Here is a 19359-nt window from a genome sequence, read left to right on the forward strand (position 1 = left end):
TTCAGCCGCCGTTCACGTGCGGGCGGGAGCGTGTGCGCCGACGACTGCACGACAGGCGCACCACTCCCCACCCCTGGAGACCCGATGCCGCTCAGCCGCAGAGACTTCACCGCACGTACCGTCATCGCCGGCGCGGGTGTCGCGCTGACCGGGACGGTCGGCGCCCTCGCCACCGCCCCGGGCGCCCTGGCGGCCGACGACAGCACCGCCCGCGACGAGCACGGACGGCCCTGCGAGCCCGGCTACGGCCCGCTCGTCGCCGACCCGGCCGGCATCCTCGCCCTCCCCGCCGGGTTCACGTACCGCGTCCTCACGCACAGCGGGGTCACCACCCTGGAGTCGGGCGAGAGCACCCCGTCCAACCACGACGGAACGGCCGCCTTCGAGGGTCACCGCGGGGTCACCCTCCTCGTCAACAACCACGAGCTCAAGGGCACCCGGGACAAGTGGGCCCGCCCCGTCCCGCTCGCCGAGGGCCTCGTCTACGACCCGGCCGCGGCCGGCGGCTGCACGGTCGTCGAGGTCCGACGCGGCGGCGAGGTCGCCGAATGGGTGGGCATCGCCGGTACGTCGACCAACTGCGCGGGCGGCTCCACCCCCTGGGACACCTGGCTGACCTGCGAGGAGAACTCCGACCTCGCCGGCAAGAACGGCATGACCAAGGACCACGGCTACGTCTTCGAGGTCGACCCGCACGACCGCCGCGCCAACCGCGACCCGCAGCCCGTCAAGGCCTTCGGACGGTACGACCACGAGGCCGTGGTCATCGACCCGCGCCAGGGCCACGCCTATCTGACCGAGGACGCCTCCGGACCCAACGGGCTGTTCTACCGCTGGACCCCGCCCCGCGGGTTCCGCCACGGGCGCGGCATGCTCCGTACCCTCTCCGCCGACGCGGGCGTGCTCCAGGCCGCCAAGTGCATCGACAGTTCGGGCCGGTTCGTCGACGACCTCTCGCGCGCCACGAAGATCGGCACCGTCTACGGGGTCGACTGGGTGGACGTGGCGGACCGCGACGCGCGGACCGTGCCGGTGCGCAAGCAGTTCGCCGACGGCGTCGTGACGCGCGGGCGCAAGCTGGAGGGCATGTGGTGGGCCGACGGCGGCGCGTACTTCGTGTCCTCCTACGCCCGTGCGGAGAGCCCGGGTGCGGCGCACGACGGCCAGGTGTGGTTCTACAACCCCAAGCGGCGCACGATCCGGCTGACCGTCCTGATCGGGGTCAACGCGGACCCGTCGGCGGGCGGCGGATACGACGGCCCGGACAACGTCACCGTGTCGCCGTACGGCGGCCTGGTCCTCGCCGAGGACGGGTCGGGCCTCCAGCACCTGTTCGGCGCGACCGAGTCGGGCCGCACCTATCCGCTGGCGCGCAACGAGCTGAACATCGGGACCGCCGAGGAGCCCGAGTACTCCGAGTTCGCCGGTGTCTGCTTCTCCCCGGACGGGCGCACGCTGTACGCCAGCATCCAGGACCCGGGCGTCATGCTGGCCATCACCGGGCCGTGGCGGCGCGCCGCCGCGCACTGACGCAGCCGCGAGCGCGGGTGCAAACGGCCGCAGGCGGCCGCGAGCGGCCGCCGCGCGACCGGCCCGCCCTACGGGGCCGCGGACAGCTCCGCGTGGGAGGCCGCGGCCCACTCGGTGAGCAGGAACTCGTACGCCTCCGAGGGCCACTCGCCGTCCACCCGGGTCTCGACAAGGTGCCGTATCGCCTCGTTCGCCTCTGCGGCGGACGGGCGGGCGGGCCCCGCGGGGATGACTGACTTGTACATGCGTTCAAGACTACGGGCGGGCACTGACAGCCACCTCCGGATTACGCGTGGCATCCATCACCCGGCAGGGCGCCCGAGTGGCGCCCTGCGTCTTCTTGTGCCCGCCCACCTGCTCAGAGGGCCTGCGAGCCCGGCTTGACCATGCCGCGTACTGTGCGGGACTTCACAAAGTCGCCCATGGCCGTCATCTCCCACTCGCCGCTGAACTGCTTGATGAGCTTCGCCATCATGACCCCGGTCTGCGGTTCGGCGGAGGTGAGGTCGAAGCGCACCAGCTCCTCGCCGCTCGCCGCGTCGATCAGGCGGCAGTAGGCCTTGGCGACCTCGGTGAACTTCTGGCCGGAGAAGGAATTGACCGTGAAGACCAGGCCGGTGGCTTCGGCGGGGAGCCGGCCGAGGTCCACGACGATCACCTCGTCGTCGCCCGCGCCCTCGCCCGTCAGGTTGTCGCCCGAGTGCTTGACGGACCCGCCCAGGATCGACAGCTTGCCGAAGTAGCAGCTGTCGATGTGGTTGCGCTGGGGGCCGTACGCGATGACGGAGGCGTCGAGGTCGATGTCCCGGCCGCGGAACGCGGGCTCCCAGCCGAGGCCCATCTTGACCTGGGAGAGCAGCGGGCGGCCGCCCTTGACCAGGGAGACGGTCTGGTTCTTCTGGAGGGTGACCCGGCCCTTGTCGAGGTTGACCTTCCCGCTGCCGCCGGCGGGCGGGGCCGGGGCCGCCGGCGGAGCGGGCGGAACCGGGGCGCTGGGGGTCGTGGGCGTCGTACCGCCGAGCCAGGGGGAGGGCGCGTAGGAGGCCGGCGGGGCAGGGGGCGCCGGGGGAGCCGGAGGCGCGGGCGGGGCGACGGGGGTCGGCGCGGCGGCCGGCTCCTCGTCCACGGAGACGCCGAAATCGGTGGCGATGCCGGCGAGGCCGTTCGCGTACCCCTGGCCGACGGCGCGGACCTTCCACACGCCGCCGCGCTGGTACACCTCGACGACGACGAGCGCCGTCTCGGAACCGAGCTGCGGCGGGGTGAAGCTGGCGATCACCGCTCCGCCGTCCGCGTTGCGCACGGTGGCGGTGGGCTCGACGCCCTGGAAGGACTGGCCGGCGGCGTCAGGGCTGGCGGTGACCACGATCCGCTCGATGCCGGGCGGCAGCGCGGAGGTGTCCACGGTGATGGAGTCCGGCGCCGCACCGCCGCCCGACCGGTAGCTGACACCGGGCCCGGAGGGCTGGTTGTAGAAGATGAAGTCGGCGTCGGAACGCACCTTGCCGTCCGCCGTCAGGAGCAGGCCCGATACGTCGAGCCGTACCGGCGCAGCCACGTCCACCGTCACACGGACGGCATTGAGCGGCAGGTTGGATCCAGGGGTCATAGCGGTCATGCCCGGAGAACGAGCGGCGGTGCTTTGCCGTTCCCTTACCCTCGGCAGATTTCAGCGCCGGTTGCGGGGGTGGTTCTTCGCCGTGCGCTCGTTGCCGAACTTGTACGCGCCGGTCCAGCGGGCCATCACCAGCTGGGCGTCGCCGGACTCCGCCTCGGCCAGGAACTTCTCCGCCCGGCTCCCGCGCAGGGTGGCCGCGGTGCGGCCCTGGTGGGTGATGACGACGGAGTGGTCGCGGTGGTGGCGTTCGTACGAGAATCCGTGTGGTTTCGGCATGTGCCGCAGCCTGCCCCGCCGGCGGCGGGGCAGGCAATGGAATTACGGGGTTCCGGCAGGTCCAGGCAGGTACCGCGGGAGGTCCGGGCAGGTCCGGGCAGGTCCGGGCAGGTCCGGGCAGGTCCGGGCAGGTCCCCCGGCAGGGCGTGGCCGGGCCCGTCAGCTTCCGGCGGCGCCCGTCACGCGACGCGGCAGCCCGAGCGGGTTGGCCTCGCGCAGCTCGGGCGGAAGCAGGGCGTCCGGGACGGACTGGTACGCCACCGGGCGCAGCCAGCGCTCGATGGCGGTCCCGCCGACCGAGGTGGAGTGCGAGGTCGCCGCCGGGTACGGGCCGCCGTGGTGCTGGGCCGGGGCCACCGCCACCCCGGTCGGCCAGCCGTTGACCACGATCCGGCCCGCCAGCCCCGTGACCTGCCCGATCAGCTCGGAGGCCGGGCCCGGCGCGCCCTCGGTCTCGGCGGCCGACAACTGGAGGGTGGCGCTCAGATTGCCGCCCAGCCGCCCCAGCACCGCGCCCGCCTCGCGCTGGTCGGCGTACCGCACGACGACGGTGACCGGGCCGAAGCACTCCTCCAGCAGCACCTCGTACTCCCCGCCCGGGGCGCTGTCGAGGAGGCGGGCGGCCCGTACCGTCAGGTAGCCGGCGCCGACGGTGTGGTCGCCGCCCGAGCCCGGGGTGACGGGCGCGTCGACGCCCGGCAGTGCGGCCCGCTCGCGGACACCGGCGACGAAGTTGTCCCGCATCCGGTGGTCGAGCAGCACCCCCGGCTCGGTCTCCCCGAGCGCCTTGGTGAGCGCGCCGGTGAGGCGGTCGCCCGCCGCGCCCTCGGGGACCAGGACGAGGCCGGGCTTCACGCAGAACTGGCCGACGCCGAGGGTGACCGAGCCCGCGAGCCCGCTGCCGATCTCCTCGGCGCGCTCGATGGCCGCGGCCGGGGTGACCACGACGGGATTGAGGGAACCCAGCTCGCCGTGGAAGGGGATGGGCACGGGCCGGGCGGCGGCCGCGTCGAAGAGGGCGCGCCCGCCCCGGATGGAACCGGTGAATCCGGCGGCGGACACCAGGGGGTGGCGGATCAGCGCCAGGCCGGCGTCGAACCCGTGCACCACGGAGACGACTTCGGCCGGGAGGCCCGAGGCGACGGCCGCGCGGCGCAGCAGCGAGGCGCACAGCTCGGAGGTGGCCGGATGGTCGGGGTGCGCCTTGACGACCACCGGGCAGCCGGCGGCCAGCGCGCTCGCGGTGTCACCGCCGGGGACGGAGAAGGCGAGCGGGAAGTTGGAGGCGGCGTAGACCGCGACCACGCCCAGCGGCACCTTGTAGCGGCGCAGTTCGGGGCGCGGCGGGGTGAGGGAGGGGTCGGCGCGGTCGATCCGGACGTCGAGGTAGGACCCGTCCTCGACGGCGTCGGCGAAGGCGCGCAGCTGGCCGGTGGTGCGGGCCAGTTCTCCCGTGAGCCGGCCCGGACCCAGCGCGGTCTCGGCGTCGGCGGCCTCGACGACGTGTGCGGCGGACTCGTCGAGGAGGTCGGCGGCCGTGCGCAGGAAGGCGGCGCGGGCGGCGGCGTCGGCGAGCGCGCCCCGGGCGGCGTGGGCGGTCCGTACGGTTTCGTCCACCTCCCGGGGTGTGGCCTCGACCGCAACCTGTTCGCGCTGCTTCCCGGTGCGGGGGTCCACACTCCAGACTGGTGTCGTTGTCATGACCCGCTGCCTCCTGGATCGTTCAGTATTCTGAACGCCGTTCCGGTGGATGAATGATCACATCTGCTGTGGACTCTATTTCCGCGTCCTCGGCGTGACAAGAGGCGGCCAGAGGGGAAGCAGGCGCATGACGACGACCGATTCGGGAAGCACGGTCCCGGCGTCGCCGGTCAAATCGGCGGTACGGACGGTCCTGTTGCTGGAGCACTTCGCGGCGCGGCCGGGGCTGCACAGCCTCGCCGACATCCAGCAGGACCTCTCCCTGCCCAAGTCCAGCCTGTACATGCTGCTGCGCACGCTGGTGAACCTGGGCTGGGTGGAGACGGACGCGACGGGCACGCGCTACGGCATCGGCGTGCGGGCGCTGCTGGTCGGCAGCTCGTACATCGACGGCGACGAGGTGGTCGCGGCGGCCCGGCCCACCCTGGACCGGCTCTCCGACGACACCACGGAGACCATCCACCTGGCCCGGCTGGACGGGACGAGCGTGGTGTACCTGGCGACCCGCCCGTCCCGCCACTACCTGCGGCCCTTCACCCGGGTCGGGCGCCGGCTGCCGGTGCACTCCACGGCGCTCGGCAAGGCGCTGCTGGCCACGCACACGGACGAGGAGGTACGGGGCCTGCTGCCGCGGCGGCTGGAGGCGGTCACCGAGCACACCGTCACCGACCGGGAACGGCTCATCGAGGAGCTGGCGCTGGTGCGGGAGCAGGGCTACGCGGTGGACCGGGAGGAGAACACGCTCGGGCTGCGCTGCTTCGGGGTGGCGGTGCCGTACCGGACGCCCGCCCGGGACGCGGTGAGCTGCTCGGTGCCGGTGGCGCGGCTGACGGCGGAGCACGAGCAAGTCATCAAGGCGGCGCTGTTCGAGGCGCGGGACCGGCTGTCGGTGGTGACGCGGCGGATGTGACGCGGGCGCGGGTGCGTGTGTCCGTGCCGGTGCCGGTGCGGATCCGGGTCCGGGTGCCGGTGCGGCGGCGGAGGGGGTGGTTCCTCCCCCGGCCGGGGGAGGCGGTTCCCCATTGAGGGGGAGGCGGCGGGGCGGCGCGGGCGGGACCGTTGAGCCATGACCACACGAGCCGTTCACGCGACGTACGCGACGCAGCCGCCGGTCCTCGCCCTGGGAACCGGACGGCAGATCCTGCGGGTGGTGGCGCTGGCCGCCACCGTGCCGTATCTGACGCTCAAGACCGCCTGGCTGGCCGGGAGCCGGGTCGGGATACCGGCCGGCAGCGTACTGAACGAGCCGGGGCTGTTCTTCACCGTGGCCAACTCCGTCACGCTGGCCATGGACGCCTGCGTGATCCTGCTCGTGCTGCTGCTCACCCGCCCCTGGGGCATACGGGTGCCGTCCTGGCTGCTGACCGTCCCGGTCTTCTTCGCGACCGGGCTGCTGACCCCGATCCTCCTCGGGTTCCCGGGCCAACTGCTCATACGCCTGCTCGGCTTCGGTGCCGGGCCGGCCGGGGACAGCGGGCGGGAGCCCTTCCTGGACCCCTGGGTCTTCAACGTCGTCTACACGGGTTTCACGATTCAAGGACTCGCCCTGGCGGGGCTGTTCGTGCCCTATGCGGGGGAGCGCTGGGGCCGGCTCCGGCAGGGCGTGGCGGGGGTGCGGCTGCCGTCATCCACGGGGGTGGTGGCGGCAGCCGCGGCGGTGGCCGGCCTGGCGGTCGCGGCGGTGTACGCGTACTGGGCCTTCGGCGGTACGGCCTGGCTGGGCGCCGAGCGGGCGGCCGCGTACTCCGCGGAGACGGGCGTGGTGTCCGCCGTCCACGGGATGTGCGCGCTCGCCGCGGGAGCGGGGGCACTGCTCCTGGCCCGCGGTGGGAAGATCCGGGCGCGGTGGCCGCTCGGTATCGCCTGGATCGGCTCGGGTGCGGCGCTCAGCTGGGGGACGTGGACCCTGATCGCCGCGCTGGGACCGGAGTTGGACGGCGGCGAAGGGCCTTCCGGAGCGGTCCTGTTGGCCTACGCTGGCCAGATGATCACCGGACTGCTCTCGGCCGCCGTCCTCACACGGTTCCTCACCACCCGCCGCGCCCCGTGAACCGGCTGTTCGGGGCCCGCGCCAGGCTGCGCTGGGTCCACCTGATACTCGGCGGGGCCCTGCTGATGCCGTACTTCCTGCTCGCCCAGGTGGGGGTCGGCATGGCGGCCGGCGGGGTCAATGCCCTCGGCTCCTTCCCGCTGGTCCTCGCCGCCTACGCGGCGGCCCTCCCGCCGGCCGCGGTGACCGCCGTGTTCGGGCCGGTCCGGCCGCTGTCCGCGGCTGCCGTCCGGGCCATGTGCGCGGTGCCGGGGGAGCGGCTGGCAGAAGGGCCGGCGCGGTCCTGGGCCGCGCGGGGCCGGACGTCGGCCTGGTGGACCCTGCACCTGGGGATCGGGGCGGTGATCAGCGGGATGACCCTCGCGGTCCCGCCAATGGCGGTGGCGCTGATCGCGCTGCCGTTCGTGAGCGGGCTGCGGGACACCGACCTCGGACTGGACTGGTTCAGCACCGGGGCCGACGCCTACGTCGCCCCGCTGGTCGGGACCGGCATGCTGGGCGGGCTCGCCCTGTGCGCCGCCGGGGCCGGGGCGCTGCTGGCCCGGCTGGCGCCCGTACTGCTCGGGCCCACGGCGGCCGACCGGCTGGCCGCCGCCGAGGAGCGGGCCGCCGACCTGGCCGTGCGCAACCGGCTGGCCCGGGAACTGCACGACGCGGTCGGGCACGCGCTGAGCGCCGTCACCCTCCAGGCGGTCGCCGCCCGGCGGGTGCTCGACAGCGACCCCGGCTTCGTCCGGGAGGCGCTGGCCGCCATCGAGGACACCACCCGGCGGACGGTGGGCGAGCTGGACGCCGTACTGGGCCTGCTGCGGGACGGCGACCCGGCCGGGCCGGACACCGCGCCCGCGCCGACGCTGGCCGCCGACCTCGACGGGCTGCTCGCGCGCACCCGGGCCTCGGGCACCCCCGTCACCGCCCACCAGGACCCCGGACCCGCCCGGGACTGGACACACGTGCCGCCGATCGCCTCCCGCGAGGCGTACCGGATCGTCCAGGAGGGCCTCAGCAACGCGCTGCGCCACGGCGCGGGACCCGTGGACCTGCGGATCCGCGTACAGGACGCGGCCGGAACCGGACACCGTGAACTGGAGATCACCATGACCAATCCGCCCGCCGCACCGGAGGGCAAGGCGCCCCGCACCACCGGGGGGCGCGGACTGCGCGGCGCCGCCGAACGGGCCGCCCTGCTCGGCGGCCGCGTCGAGGCCGGTCCGCACGAGGACCGGTGGCGGCTGCGGGCCGTCCTGCCGCTCGCGGAGGCCGCCCGATGACAGCGCCGAGCACATCCGCCACGCCGGCCGCCGCGCCGTCCGCCCCGGGGGGACGGCCCCCGCTGCGCATCGTGCTCTGCGACGACGAGCGGATGGTGCGCACCGCCCTGCGGGTCATCCTCGAGGCCGAAGCCGATCTGGAGGTCGTCGGTGAGGCGGCCACCGGGGCACAGGCCGTCCCGCTGGTGCGCTCGCTCGCCCCCGACGTGGTGCTGATGGACGTCCGGATGCCCGAGATCGACGGGATCCGGGCCACCGAGCAGATCCTCGCGACCATGGCCGAGCCGCCCCGCATCGTGGTCGTCACCACCTTCGAGAACGACTCCTACGTGTACGGGGCGCTGCGCGCGGGAGCCGCCGGGTTCCTCCTCAAACGGGCCGACCCCGAGGAGCTGATCGGCGCCGTACGCCTCGTCGCCCGCGGGGACTCGCTGCTGTTCCCGGCCGCCGTCCGCTCCCTCGCGGCCGCGCACACGCCCGCTGCCGCGCCCGCCGCGCCCTGGGTGTCCCGGCTCACCGACCGCGAGGCAGACGTACTGCGGCTGATGGCCACCGGACTGTCCAACCACGAGATGAGCGAGCGCCTGGGGGTCGGGCCGCAGACGGTCAAGACCCACGTCGCCTCGGTCCTCGCCAAGACCGGGGCCCGCGACCGGACCCAGGCGGTCATCGCCGCGTACGAGGGCGGCTTCATGAAGAAAAGCTGAGAACCCCGCCACAATCGGGGCAGAGCGGAACGGCCGGGGCCGTTGGTACGTCCTTCTGGGGGATGAACAAGACGATCAGGCGTGCGTCGGTCTTCTGTCTGCTCCTGGTGCTGGCCCTGCTGGTCCGCGTCACCTGGGTGCAGGCATACCAAGGCCAGGCCCTCGCAGACGACAAGAACAACCGGCGCAACCTCATCGGGCAGTACGAGAACCCGCTGGGCAACATCATCGTGGGCGGCGAGGCGATCACGGGCTCGACCAAGACGGGCGGCAAGGACTTCGGGTACAAGCGGACCTACACCAACGGCCCGCTCTACGCGCCGATCACCGGCTACAGCTCCCAGGCCTTCGGCACGAGCATGCTGGAGGGCGTCTACAAGAACATCCTCAACGGCTCCGACAGCCGGCTGAAGACCATGATGGACATGCTCACCAACAAGCGGGCCGCCCCGGGCAACGTCCTGACCACCATCGACCCGGACGTGCAGAAGGCCGCGTACGACGCGCTGCAGGGCAAGCAGGGCGCCGCCGTCGCCATCGACCCCTCGACGGGCCGGATCCTCGGCGTCGTCAACAACCCCTCCTTCGATCCGGGCCGGATCACGGGCGCCAACGACAAAGAGGCGTGGGAGGAACTCTCCGCCGACAAGGGCAAGGCGATGGAGAACGTGGCCCTGCGCAAGCCGCAGGCCCCCGGATCCACCTTCAAGCTGGTCACCCTCGCCGCGGCGATCGAGAACGGCCTGGTCACCAGCATCGACCAGCCGACCGGCATCCCCGGCGAGTACACCATCCCGGGCACCCGCACCCCGCTGAAGAGCGAGGTGGACAACGCCACCTGCAACAACGTCTCGCCGCGCGTCGCCCTGCGCTACTCCTGCAACAACGTCTACGCGGAGTTCGCCGCCAAGCTGGGCCAGGACAAGATGCGGGCGATGGCCGAGAAGCTCGGCTTCAACGTGCAGATCGACACACCGGTCCGCACCAACCCGCCCAGCAAGTACCCCTCGAAGAAGATGTCGGTCGACCAGGTCGCGCAGACGGGTATCGGCCAGTTCGACGTGCAGGCCACCCCGCTCCAGATGGCGATGGTGACGGCAGCGATCGAGAACGGCGGCAAGCTCGTCGCCCCGCACATGGTCTCCGAGGTCACCGACGCCAACGGCGACGTGCTGGAGAGCTTCAAGGACCCCAAGTCCAAGGAGGTCATGAGCGAGAAGACCGCCTCGATGCTCCGCGACGCCATGCGGACGGTCGCCACCGAGGGCGGCGGCAAGCCGGCCCAGGTGTCGGGCGCCGAGGTCGGCGGCAAGACCGGTACGGCCCAGCGCGGTGTGAACAACAGCCTGCCGCCGCTGGCCTGGTTCACCTCGTACGGAAAGGCGAACGGCAAGCAGATCGCCGTCGCCGTCGTGATCGAGAACTCCGACACCGACCGGTCCGAGATCGGCGGCGGCAAGCTGGCCGCCCCCATCGCCCAGAAGATGATGGAGGCGTGGCTCAAGAAGTAGCCACGCGGAGCGGCCGCGCGAAGCAGCCGCGCGGCGCACGGCGGACGCGCCGGGAACCGACACGGTTCCCGGCGCGTTCCCCTTCCCGTGATCAGGACCGCGCGACCCGCAGACCTCGACGCCATAGCCGCCCTCCACACCAGGGCCCGCGCCACCTACTACCGCGGACGCGTCCCCGAGGAGACCTACGCCGGAGACCTGCACCTCGCCCATGCCCGCGAGGCGTGGTCCCGGGCCGTCGCGCGCCCCGCCGGCGAGGGCGGGGTCCTGTGCGCCGAGCAGGACGGCGAGGTCACCGGCGTCGCGGCCTTCCGCACCGCGGACGGCGAAACCACCCTCACCCAGCTCCACGTCGACCCGGTCCACTGGCGGCGCGGCACCGGCGCCGCCCTGCACGCGGCCTGCCTCGACGCCTGGCGCCGCGCGGGGATCGAGCGGGTCCGCCTGGAGGTGTACGCGCACAACCTGCGCGCCCAGGCCTTCTACGCCGCCCACGGCTGGCTCCCCGATCCGCGGCCGGCCCAGGCCGGCTCCCACCTCACCCTCTGGCTCACGGTGCCGCGGCCGTCCGGGGCCTCACCGTCCGGGGAATGAGACGCACCCCCAGGTGGTTGAAGGCAGAACTGTTCGTGAGCCGACCCGGAGAGAGAAGAAGGAACATGCGCGTCGAGATCTGGAGCGACATCGCCTGCCCGTGGTGCTACATCGGCAAGGCCCGTTTCGCCAAGGGGCTGGCCGAGTTCGCGCACCGCGACGAGGTGGAGGTCGTCTTCCGGTCCTTCGAGCTGGACCCGAACGGCCCCAAGGGCGTCACCGCGCCCGTACTCGAGATGCTCGCCAAGAAGTACGGCCGCACCCTCGACGAGGCGCGCGCCATGGAGGAGCACGTCGCGGCCAGTGCCCGCGCCGAGGGGCTGGCGTACCGCACCGACGGGCGCGACCACGGGAACACCTTCGACATCCACCGCCTGCTGCACCTGGCCGCCGCGCGCGGCCGCCAGGAGGAGCTGCTCGACCTCGCCTTCCGCGCCCACTTCGGCGAGGAGCGCACCGTCTTCGACCCCGAGGTGCTGGTCGCCCTCGCCGTGGAGGCCGGGCTGGACGAGGCCGAGGCGCGCGCCGTCCTCGCCGACGACTCCGCCTACGCCGCCGAGGTCCGCGCGGACGAGCGCGAGGCCGCCGAATTGGGCGCGAACGCCGTGCCGTTCTTCGTCCTCGACCGCCGCTACGGCATCTCCGGCGGGCAGCCGGCCGAGGTGTTCACCCGCGCGCTGGAGCAGGCGTGGGCCGGGCGCGAGGCCGAGGAGCCGGCGGCCGGCGCCGAGGCGTGCGAGCCCGCCGGGGCGTGCGCCGTCCCGCAGGTATAAGCATTCCTTGAGGGTGGCGCATAAAACAAGGCGATGGACTTTGGGTCGATCCCGGCGCAGAGTGGACCCATGGATCTTCCCACCGCCGAAGCGGTCCGCGCCGAGTTCGCCCACTCCACCGCCTACCTCAACACCGCCACCTGCGGGATCCTCCCGCGTTCCGCCGTCGCGGCCGTACGCGACCTGGCCGAGGCGGCGGGCGCCGGGATCCCCGACGGGTTCGGCGACTTCGACCGCGTGAACCGGGCCCGGGCCGCCTTCGCCCGGCTGGTCGGGGTCGACGTCGAACGGGTGGCCGTCGGCTCGGCCGTGGCCACCCACGTCGGCCTGGTCGCCGCGTCCCTGCCGGCCGGGGCCGAAGTCCTCTGTCCGGAGGGCGAGTTCGCGTCCGTCATCAACCCCTTCGTGGTGCGCGGGGACCTCAAGGTGCGCTTCGCGCCGCTGGAATCCCTCGCCGAAGGCGTCGGCCCGGAGACCGCACTGGTCGCGCTGAGCGCCGTACAGTCCGCCGACGGGCGGACGGCCGACCTGGCCGCGGTACGCGCCGCCACCACCGCGCACGGCGCCCGCATGCTGGTGGACGCGACGCAGGCGGCCGGCTGGCTGCCCTTCGACGCCTCGCCGTACGAGTACACGGTCACGGCCGGATACAAGTGGCTGCTCAGCGCCCGCGGGGCCTCGTACCTGACCGTGTCGCAGGAGGCCCAGCACACCCTGACCCCGCTGCACGCCGGGTGGGTGGCGGCCGAGTCCATGTGGGAGGCCACCTACGGCCCCATGCCGGAACTGGCCCACGGAGCCCGGCGGTTCGACGAGTCCCCCGCCTTCCTCGCCTACCACGCGGCCGAGGCCTCGCTGGCCCTGCTGGAGCGGATCGGCGTCGAGGCCGTCCACGCCCACAACACGGCCCTGGCCGCCCGCTACCGGGCCGGTCTCGCCCGCCTCGGCCACGAGCCCGTGCCCGGCGACGCCGCCATCGTCTCGGTGCCCGGCCTCGCCGACCGGCAGGCAGCCCTGCAGGCGGCAGGCATCGCCACCGCCGCCCGCGCGGGCGCCCTGCGGGCCTCGTTCCACCTCTACAACACGGAGGCGGACGTCGACCGGCTGCTGGACGTCCTGTCCTGAGCCCGCCCCGAGGGCCGGGTCCGGGTCGGCATCTCCAGCTGCGCCGGAGCGTGCGGCAGGGCCCGCACCCGCCGTCGATCCGATCTCCGGGCGCCCGGCCGGAGCCCGCGCCACCCGGCCGGCCGTCACCGCCGTGTCGAACACGGTGGTGCTCCCTTCGTCCGGGGCTACCGGCAGAGCGCATCGAGCACGCACGTACAGTGCCGACATGAGCGATGTGAGCGACGTGCTGCACGTGAAGGGGCGGGTCCTGGTCGGACCCGACGAGGTCCGCGACGAGCTCTGGGTGGTCGGCGGGCGGATCTCGTACGAGCGGCCGCGCGCCGCCCGGGAGATCACCACGGTGTCCGGCTGGGCCCTGCCCGGGCTGGTCGACGCGCACTGCCACGTCGGGCTGGACTCCCACGGCCCGGTCGACGCCGCGACCGCCGAGCGCCAGGCCCTGACCGACCGCGACGCCGGGACCCTCCTCATCCGCGATGCCGGATCCCCCTCCGACACCCGCTGGATCGATGACCGCGAGGACCTGCCGAAGATCATCCGGGCGGGCCGGCACATCGCGCGCACCCGCCGCTACATCCGCAACTACGCGCACGAGATCGAGCCCGCCGACCTCGTCGCCTACGTCGGCCGCGAGGCGGTGCGCGGCGACGGCTGGGTCAAGCTGGTCGGCGACTGGATCGACCGCGAGGCCGGGGACCTGACGGCCTGCTGGCCGCGCGCCGAGGTGGAGGCGGCCATCGCCGAGGCGCACCGGCTCGGTGCCCGGGTCACGGCGCACTGCTTCGCCGAGGACTCGCTGCGCGACCTGGTCGAGGCGGGCATCGACTGCATCGAACACGCCACCGGCCTCACCGAGGACACCATCCCGCTCTTCGCGGAGCGCGGGGTCGCGATCGTCCCGACCCTCGTGAACATCGCCACCTTCCCGAAGATGGCGGCGGGCGGCGAGGCGAAGTTCCCGCGCTGGTCTGCGCACATGCGAAGGCTCCACGAGCGGCGCTACGACACCGTCCGGGCCGCCTACGACGCGGGCATCAAGGTGTACGTCGGCACGGACGCGGGGGGTTCTCTGCCGCACGGCCTGGTCGCGGCGGAGGTCGAGGAGCTGGTGAAGGCGGGGATCCCGGCGCTGGACGCCCTCTCGGCGACGACCTGGGCGGCCCGTGAGTGGCTCGGCAGGCCCGGGCTGACCGAGGGGGCGCCCGCGGACCTCGTGGTCTACGCCGCGGACCCGCGGGCCGACGTACGGGCGCTCGCGCAGCCCCTGCGGGTCGTGGTGAACGGCAAGGCCCTTGCTTGAGCGGTGCGTTGACGCCGCGTGACGTCTGCCGTCGAGAGGTCGTTATGAGTGGTCGCGTTCAGCGCATCTCTGTGACGGGAGGGAACTCGCGTTCCTCCTGAGGCGCTGAAATTCGAATACGTGCATGGAAACCACCCTTTGGGGTGAACTCACGCCAGGTGGCTGCCCGTTCACTCACAGTGCGTAAAGATTCCCGGGACGAGGCCGTCGGCGCGCGATGTCCCCCATTGGCGGCGCGACGGCACCCATCTCCCTGGGGGTTCCACCACCTTGAACAGCAACACCTTCCGCATGCCCGCGGCCGTCCTGCTCGCCACGGGAGCGGTAGCCCTGCTCACCGCTCCGCCCGCTTTCGCCACGGGAGGCGGCGGCGCCGGGGGCGCGGGCAAGGCCGGCGCGGTCGTCCTGCGCACCGGACTGGACGTGGGCCTGCTCAACAAGACCGTGCACATTCCGCTGAAGGCGACCCTCAACGAGGTCAACGCCCCCGCGACGGCCGAGAAGACCGCGCTGACGGTCACCCTGGACGGCGTCGAGGGCGGTACGCCGGTCAGTGTGCTCCGCGCCGACGTGGCCACCTCCAAGGCGACCGCCGACACGACGCGGGCCGAGGCGGAGGCCAACCTCGCCAAGGCCCGCGTGCACGTGCCGGGTCTGCCGGCGCTCTCGCTCATCGAGGTCGAGAAGGTCACGTCCAAGGCCGTCTGCGAGGCGGGCAAGCAGCCGGTGGCCACCTCGAACGTCCTCGGGACGGTGACCGCGCTCGGCAAGAAGATCACCCTGTCGGCGGGCGGCCCCACCAAGGTCGAGGTGCCGGGCGTGGGCCTGGTCAGCCTGGAACTCTCCGGCACGCAGACCACCTCCACGACCGCCGCCGCGGCCGCGCTCCGCCTGAAGGTGTCGGTGAACCCGCTCAAGCTGAACGTGGCCGAGGTGGAGGGCGAGATCGTGCTAGCCGAGGCGCACTGCGAGTCCCCGACGGCCCCGGCTCCCGCCCCGTCCGCGAAGCCCGACGTCAAGCCCCAGACGGGGGCGGGCGCCGGCTCCGGTACCGGGTCGGCCCTCACCACCGACGCCAACCTGGCGGAGACCGGCGGCGGTTCACTGACCCCGTACGTCGCGGGCAGCGCGCTGGTCCTGCTCGGGATCGGCGGGGGCGCGCTCCTCGTGACCCGGCGGGGCCGGACCTCGTAGCGTCGCGCCGCCGCACGGGCCGCCGTCCGCGGAGCACCCGGAGGGGAGTGTTCGGCGGGCGGCGGGCGGCGGGCGGCGGGCGGCGGGCTCAGCCGGGCGGCGGGCTCAGCGGGTGGCGTGCTCCAGGCCCTGGCCGGCCGCGCCGCGGGACAGCACGGCCTCGGTGACCTGCCGGTCGATCCGGGCGTACTCGCTCCGCTTGCCGGCGGGGAGCGTGGTGTCGGAGGCCGCGCAGGAGGCGCAGACGACGCGGAACGGCGGCCCCATGTCCGAGAACTGAGTGAGGAACTCGGCCTTCACCACCTCCCAGCGGCCCGCGTGGGCCGCCGCCGGAGCGAAGGTGAACCGGGGGACCGAGGACTGGTTCCCGCGCAGCTTGTCGGCAGGTACGAAGCTGGCCACCTGGTCACCCATGCCGAAGACCACCCAGGTGCCGTTGATCTTCTCGTAGGGCTGCGGCACGTGGTTGTGCGTACCGATGACCAGATCGATGTCGGGGAGTCCGTCGGCCCCGCGGGAGGCGGTCAGCGCCTGCGCCAGCTCGCGCTGCTGCTCATCGGGCGCGGTCTGCCACTCGGTGCCCCAGTGGACGCTCAGCACCACCACGTTCGCGCCGCCGGCCCGGGCGGCGCGGGCGTCGGCCAGGATCCTGTCCTCGTCGATCAGGTTGACGGCCCACGGCTCGCCCTCGGGGAGGGGGATGCCGTTCGTGCCGTACGTGTAGGCCAGCTGGGCGACCTTCGCGCCGCCGGCCGACATCAGGGCCGGGGCCTTGCCCTCCTCCGCGCTGCGGCCGGAGCCGACGTGCCGGATGCCGACCCGGTCGAGGTGCTCGAGCGTCCGCGCGAGGCCCTCGGCACCGTCGTCCAGCGTGTGGTTCGAGGCGGTGGAGCAACTGTCGTACCCGGTGTCCTTCAGGGCGTCGGCCAGCTGGTGCGGGGCCTTGAAGAGCGGGTAGCCGGTGTAGGGGCCGCCGGGGCGCCCGTACGGTATCTCGTGATGGCATATCGCCAGGTCGGCGGCGGACACCAGGGGTTCGACCCCGGCGAGTATCTTCCGGAAGTCGTACTCGCCGGCCGCGCCGGCATCGTCCGCGGACCGCTGGATGACCGACGGGTACGGGATGATGTCGCCGGTCGCCACCAGGGTGAACGGCCGTCCCTGTCCCTGTCCCGGCCGGGCGGGAGCGGGGGACGTGGCGCTCGCCGCCGGAGCGGGCTCGCCCCGGAGCCGCTGCTCGGGGGCGGCCGCATCGTTGTCCATGAGCCTCGGTACGGCAAGGACCGCCCCGCCGCCGACCATCGCCAGCCCCGCCAGGCCGATGCCTATCCGCGCCGCCACCCTCATGTGCCGCCCCCCGTCTCCACGCCTGTGCCGTCATCGTAGGCGCGCACCCTCCGCCAGGCGCGGCGGCTACGGGAGGGTCCGCTGCGCGCCCCCGGCCCCGCCCCCCGCCCTCCGTCAGCGCGCAGCCAGCGCCAGCGCGTGGTCCAGGGCCTGGAGCAGCCGGCCCGTCGTCGCCCGGTCGCGGACCGCCAGCCGGAGCCAGGACCCGTCCAGCCCCGGGAAGGTGTCCCCGCGGCGGACGGCGAAGCCCAGCGCGCGCAGCCGGGTACGGACCTCCGCGCCGCCCGCCACCCGGATCAGGACGAACGGCCCCTGCGCCACCCCCGCCACCGTGACCTCGTCGAACTCGGCGAGCCCGGCCAGCAGATGGGCCCGGTCCACCGCGATCCGCCGCGCGGCCTCCTCGGCCTCGGCCAGTGCCGCCGGAGCCACGCAGGCCTCGGCCGCCACCAGCGCCGGGGTGGACACCGGCCACAGCGGCTGCGCCGCCGCCAGCTTCGCGATCACCTCCGGCTCGGCCAGCACGTAGCCGATCCGCAGCCCCGCCAGACCCCAGGTCTTCGTCAGGCTCCGCAGCACGACCAGCCCGGGGAGGTCCATCCGGCCGGCCAGCGCCTCCCGTTCGCCCGGGACCGCGTCCATGAACGCCTCGTCCACCACCAGGATCCGGCCCGGCCGGGCCAGCGCGGCCAGCGTCGCCGCCGGGTGCAGGACCGACGTCGGGTTGGTCGGGTTGCCGACCACCACCAGGTCCGCTTCCTCGGGCACCGCCGCCGGGTCCAGCCGGAACCCGTCGGCCGCGCGCAGCACCACCCGGTCCACCCGGTGGCCCGCGTCCCGCAGGGCCGCCTCCGGCTCGGTGAACTGCGGATGCACCACGACCGGCCGTACGGCGTCCAGCGCCCGGGCGATCAGTACGAAGGCCTCCGCGGCCCCGGCCGTCAACAGCACCCGCTCGACCGGCAGCCCGTGCCGGTCCGCCACCGCGGCGCGGGCGGCCCGGCCGTCGGGGTAGGCGGCGAGGTCCCCGAGGGAGGCGGCGATCCGCTGCTTGAGCCACTCCGGGGGCGTGTCCGCCCGTACGTTGACCGCGAGGTCCACCAGGCCGGAGCCCGCGTCGATGACCTCCGCGTCGCCGTGGTGGCGCAGGTCGTGCGCCTGCGCCGTGGCCACCGCGCAGGTCGCGGCCACCGACCGCCGCTTCGGCACGAGGAGTTCACCGCCGCCCGCGAGCGCCGCGGCCTCCGCCACCGAAGGGGTCCCGGCGGCGGCGCGCGTCGCCTCCGAAGGATGCGGCACGGTGATCGCGGCCAGCTGGTCGGCGGGGTAGCCGATGAGGGGTACGCCGAATCGTTTCGCCGCGCCCGCTATCCCCTCCTCCTCCGCCTTCGAGTCCACCGTGGCCAGCGCCGTCACCGCCCCCGAGGCCAGCCCGGCCCCCCGCAGCGTCTCCTCGACCAGGGCGCAGACCTCCGCCACGGAAACCCCCGCGCGTCCGCCGACCCCGACCACCAGCTGCCTCACGTACTCGCCCACCGGGGCCCTCCCTCCGTAGTCACCGTCAACAGTCCGCCGCCCGCCACCCGGGCACAGAAGTGCGCGCGGGCCGGGAAATCGGTATTCAGGGGCACATGGCCGTGATCGTGGCACTGGGCGCGTTCCTGATGACCCTGGCGGGCGGATGGACGGCGCAGCGCGTCACCGACCGCCGCCACCTCGTGCTGGGCCTGGCAGGCGGGCTGATGCTCGGCGTCGTCGGCCTCGACCTGCTTCCGGAGGCCCTGCACGCGGCGGGCGGGGAGGTCTTCGGCGTCCCGCTCGCCCTGCTGCTCTTCGTCGCCGGATTCCTGGTCGCGCACGTCGTGGAACGGCTCCTCGCCGTACGCCGGGCCGCGCACGGAGCGCAGGACGGCGCCCGGGTCCCGCAGGTCGGGCTCACCGCGGCCGCCGCGATGGTCGGCCACAGCCTCGCCGACGGGGTGGCCCTGGGGGCCGCGTTCCAGGTCGGCGGGGGGATGGGCGTGGCCGTGGCGCTGGCCGTCATCACCCACGACTTCGCCGACGGGTTCAACACGTACACGCTCACCCGCCTGTACGGAAACGCCCGCCGCAAGGCGCTGATGATGCTCTTCGCGGACGCCGCGGCCCCCGTCGCGGGCGCGGCGTCCACTCTGCTGTTCACCCTTCCGGAGGAACCGCTCGGCGCGTACCTCGGCTTCTTCGGCGGGGTCCTGCTGTACCTGGCGGCCGCCGAGATCCTGCCCGAGGCGCACCACGAACACCCCGCCCTGTCCACGCTGATGTGCACGGTGGGCGGGGTGGCCGGGATCTGGCTCGTGGTGGGCCTCGCGGAGTGATC

18 protein-coding genes are annotated in these 19359 nt (G+C 73.8%); 12 read left to right on the plus strand and 6 right to left on the minus strand.

The features are described 5' to 3' along the window. Positions 1-84: 84 nt before the first annotated feature. A complete protein-coding gene (locus ACIPUC_RS31095; RefSeq protein WP_446593716.1) occupies positions 85-1530 on the plus strand; it encodes an alkaline phosphatase PhoX in 1446 nt (481 codons plus the stop codon). Between the two features lie 68 nt (positions 1531-1598). Here the strand turns inward: ACIPUC_RS31095 and ACIPUC_RS31100 are convergent, their stop codons facing one another. The 4 genes from ACIPUC_RS31100 to ACIPUC_RS31115 all read right to left on the minus strand — a co-directional run bounded on the left by ACIPUC_RS31100 (position 1599) and on the right by ACIPUC_RS31115 (position 5125). Then, on the minus strand, positions 1599-1775 hold the full coding sequence (locus ACIPUC_RS31100; RefSeq protein WP_446593717.1) for a hypothetical protein: 177 nt from the start codon (positions 1773-1775) through the stop codon (positions 1599-1601). 113 nt (positions 1776-1888) lie between these two features. Continuing rightward, entirely contained in the window at positions 1889-3139 is a 1251-nt protein-coding gene (locus tag ACIPUC_RS31105; protein ID WP_446593718.1) for a TerD family protein, read from the minus strand. Between the two features lie 60 nt (positions 3140-3199). After that, positions 3200-3424 carry a hypothetical protein gene (locus tag ACIPUC_RS31110; protein ID WP_446593719.1) on the minus strand — a complete coding sequence of 75 codons (225 nt, stop codon included), beginning with the start codon at positions 3422-3424 and terminating at the stop codon, positions 3200-3202. Between the two features lie 159 nt (positions 3425-3583). After that, complete coding sequence (locus ACIPUC_RS31115; protein WP_446593720.1) at positions 3584-5125, minus strand: aldehyde dehydrogenase (NADP(+)); 1542 nt, start codon at positions 5123-5125, stop codon at positions 3584-3586. Positions 5126-5252: 127 nt separating this feature from the next. Here ACIPUC_RS31115 and ACIPUC_RS31120 point away from each other — a divergent pair, with 127 nt between their 5' ends. The 10 genes from ACIPUC_RS31120 to ACIPUC_RS31165 all read left to right on the plus strand — a co-directional run bounded on the left by ACIPUC_RS31120 (position 5253) and on the right by ACIPUC_RS31165 (position 15653). Beyond that, complete coding sequence (locus tag ACIPUC_RS31120; RefSeq protein WP_446593721.1) at positions 5253-6035, plus strand: IclR family transcriptional regulator; 783 nt, start codon at positions 5253-5255, stop codon at positions 6033-6035. Between the two features lie 156 nt (positions 6036-6191). Continuing rightward, on the plus strand, positions 6192-7175 hold the full coding sequence (locus tag ACIPUC_RS31125) for a hypothetical protein (protein ID WP_446593722.1): 984 nt from the start codon (positions 6192-6194) through the stop codon (positions 7173-7175). Continuing rightward, on the plus strand, positions 7172-8446 hold the full coding sequence (locus ACIPUC_RS31130; protein ID WP_446593723.1) for a sensor histidine kinase: 1275 nt from the start codon (positions 7172-7174) through the stop codon (positions 8444-8446). Before ACIPUC_RS31125 ends, ACIPUC_RS31130 begins: the two co-directional genes overlap by 4 nt. Further along, entirely contained in the window at positions 8443-9153 is a 711-nt protein-coding gene (locus ACIPUC_RS31135) for a response regulator (RefSeq protein WP_446593724.1), read from the plus strand. The genes ACIPUC_RS31130 and ACIPUC_RS31135 overlap by 4 nt, the downstream gene beginning before the upstream one ends. A 62-nt stretch (positions 9154-9215) precedes the next feature. After that, positions 9216-10664: a peptidoglycan D,D-transpeptidase FtsI family protein gene (locus tag ACIPUC_RS31140; RefSeq protein WP_446593725.1), complete on the plus strand. Its 1449-nt coding sequence runs from the start codon at positions 9216-9218 to the stop codon at positions 10662-10664. An 87-nt stretch (positions 10665-10751) separates the two neighbouring features. Further along, on the plus strand, positions 10752-11258 hold the full coding sequence (locus ACIPUC_RS31145; protein WP_446593726.1) for an N-acetyltransferase family protein: 507 nt from the start codon (positions 10752-10754) through the stop codon (positions 11256-11258). Positions 11259-11323: 65 nt separating this feature from the next. Then, complete coding sequence (locus tag ACIPUC_RS31150) at positions 11324-12031, plus strand: DsbA family oxidoreductase (protein ID WP_446593727.1); 708 nt, start codon at positions 11324-11326, stop codon at positions 12029-12031. A gap of 69 nt (positions 12032-12100) precedes the next feature. After that, positions 12101-13156, plus strand: coding sequence for an aminotransferase class V-fold PLP-dependent enzyme (locus tag ACIPUC_RS31155; protein ID WP_446593728.1), 1056 nt, complete (start codon positions 12101-12103; stop codon positions 13154-13156). Positions 13157-13364: 208 nt separating this feature from the next. After that, on the plus strand, positions 13365-14459 hold the full coding sequence (locus tag ACIPUC_RS31160) for an amidohydrolase family protein (protein WP_446593729.1): 1095 nt from the start codon (positions 13365-13367) through the stop codon (positions 14457-14459). 270 nt (positions 14460-14729) lie between these two features. After that, positions 14730-15653 carry an SCO1860 family LAETG-anchored protein gene (locus tag ACIPUC_RS31165; protein WP_446593730.1) on the plus strand — a complete coding sequence of 308 codons (924 nt, stop codon included), beginning with the start codon at positions 14730-14732 and terminating at the stop codon, positions 15651-15653. 105 nt (positions 15654-15758) lie between these two features. Here ACIPUC_RS31165 and ACIPUC_RS31170 read toward each other — a convergent pair whose 3' ends face one another. Together ACIPUC_RS31170 and cobC are read right to left on the minus strand one after the other, a co-directional pair. After that, positions 15759-17000, minus strand: a complete 1242-nt coding sequence (locus ACIPUC_RS31170; protein WP_446593731.1) for a CapA family protein — start codon at positions 16998-17000, stop codon at positions 15759-15761. A gap of 114 nt (positions 17001-17114) precedes the next feature. Further along, positions 17115-18536, minus strand: a complete 1422-nt coding sequence (gene cobC, locus ACIPUC_RS31175) for an Rv2231c family pyridoxal phosphate-dependent protein CobC (protein WP_446593732.1) — start codon at positions 18534-18536, stop codon at positions 17115-17117. Between the two features lie 95 nt (positions 18537-18631). On the opposite strand from cobC, the gene ACIPUC_RS31180 reads away from it, so the two are divergent. Then, positions 18632-19357, plus strand: coding sequence for a ZIP family metal transporter (locus ACIPUC_RS31180; RefSeq protein ID WP_446593733.1), 726 nt, complete (start codon positions 18632-18634; stop codon positions 19355-19357). Positions 19358-19359: the final 2 nt, after the last annotated feature.

Source organism: Streptomyces sp. LARHCF249 (assembly GCF_052871255.1).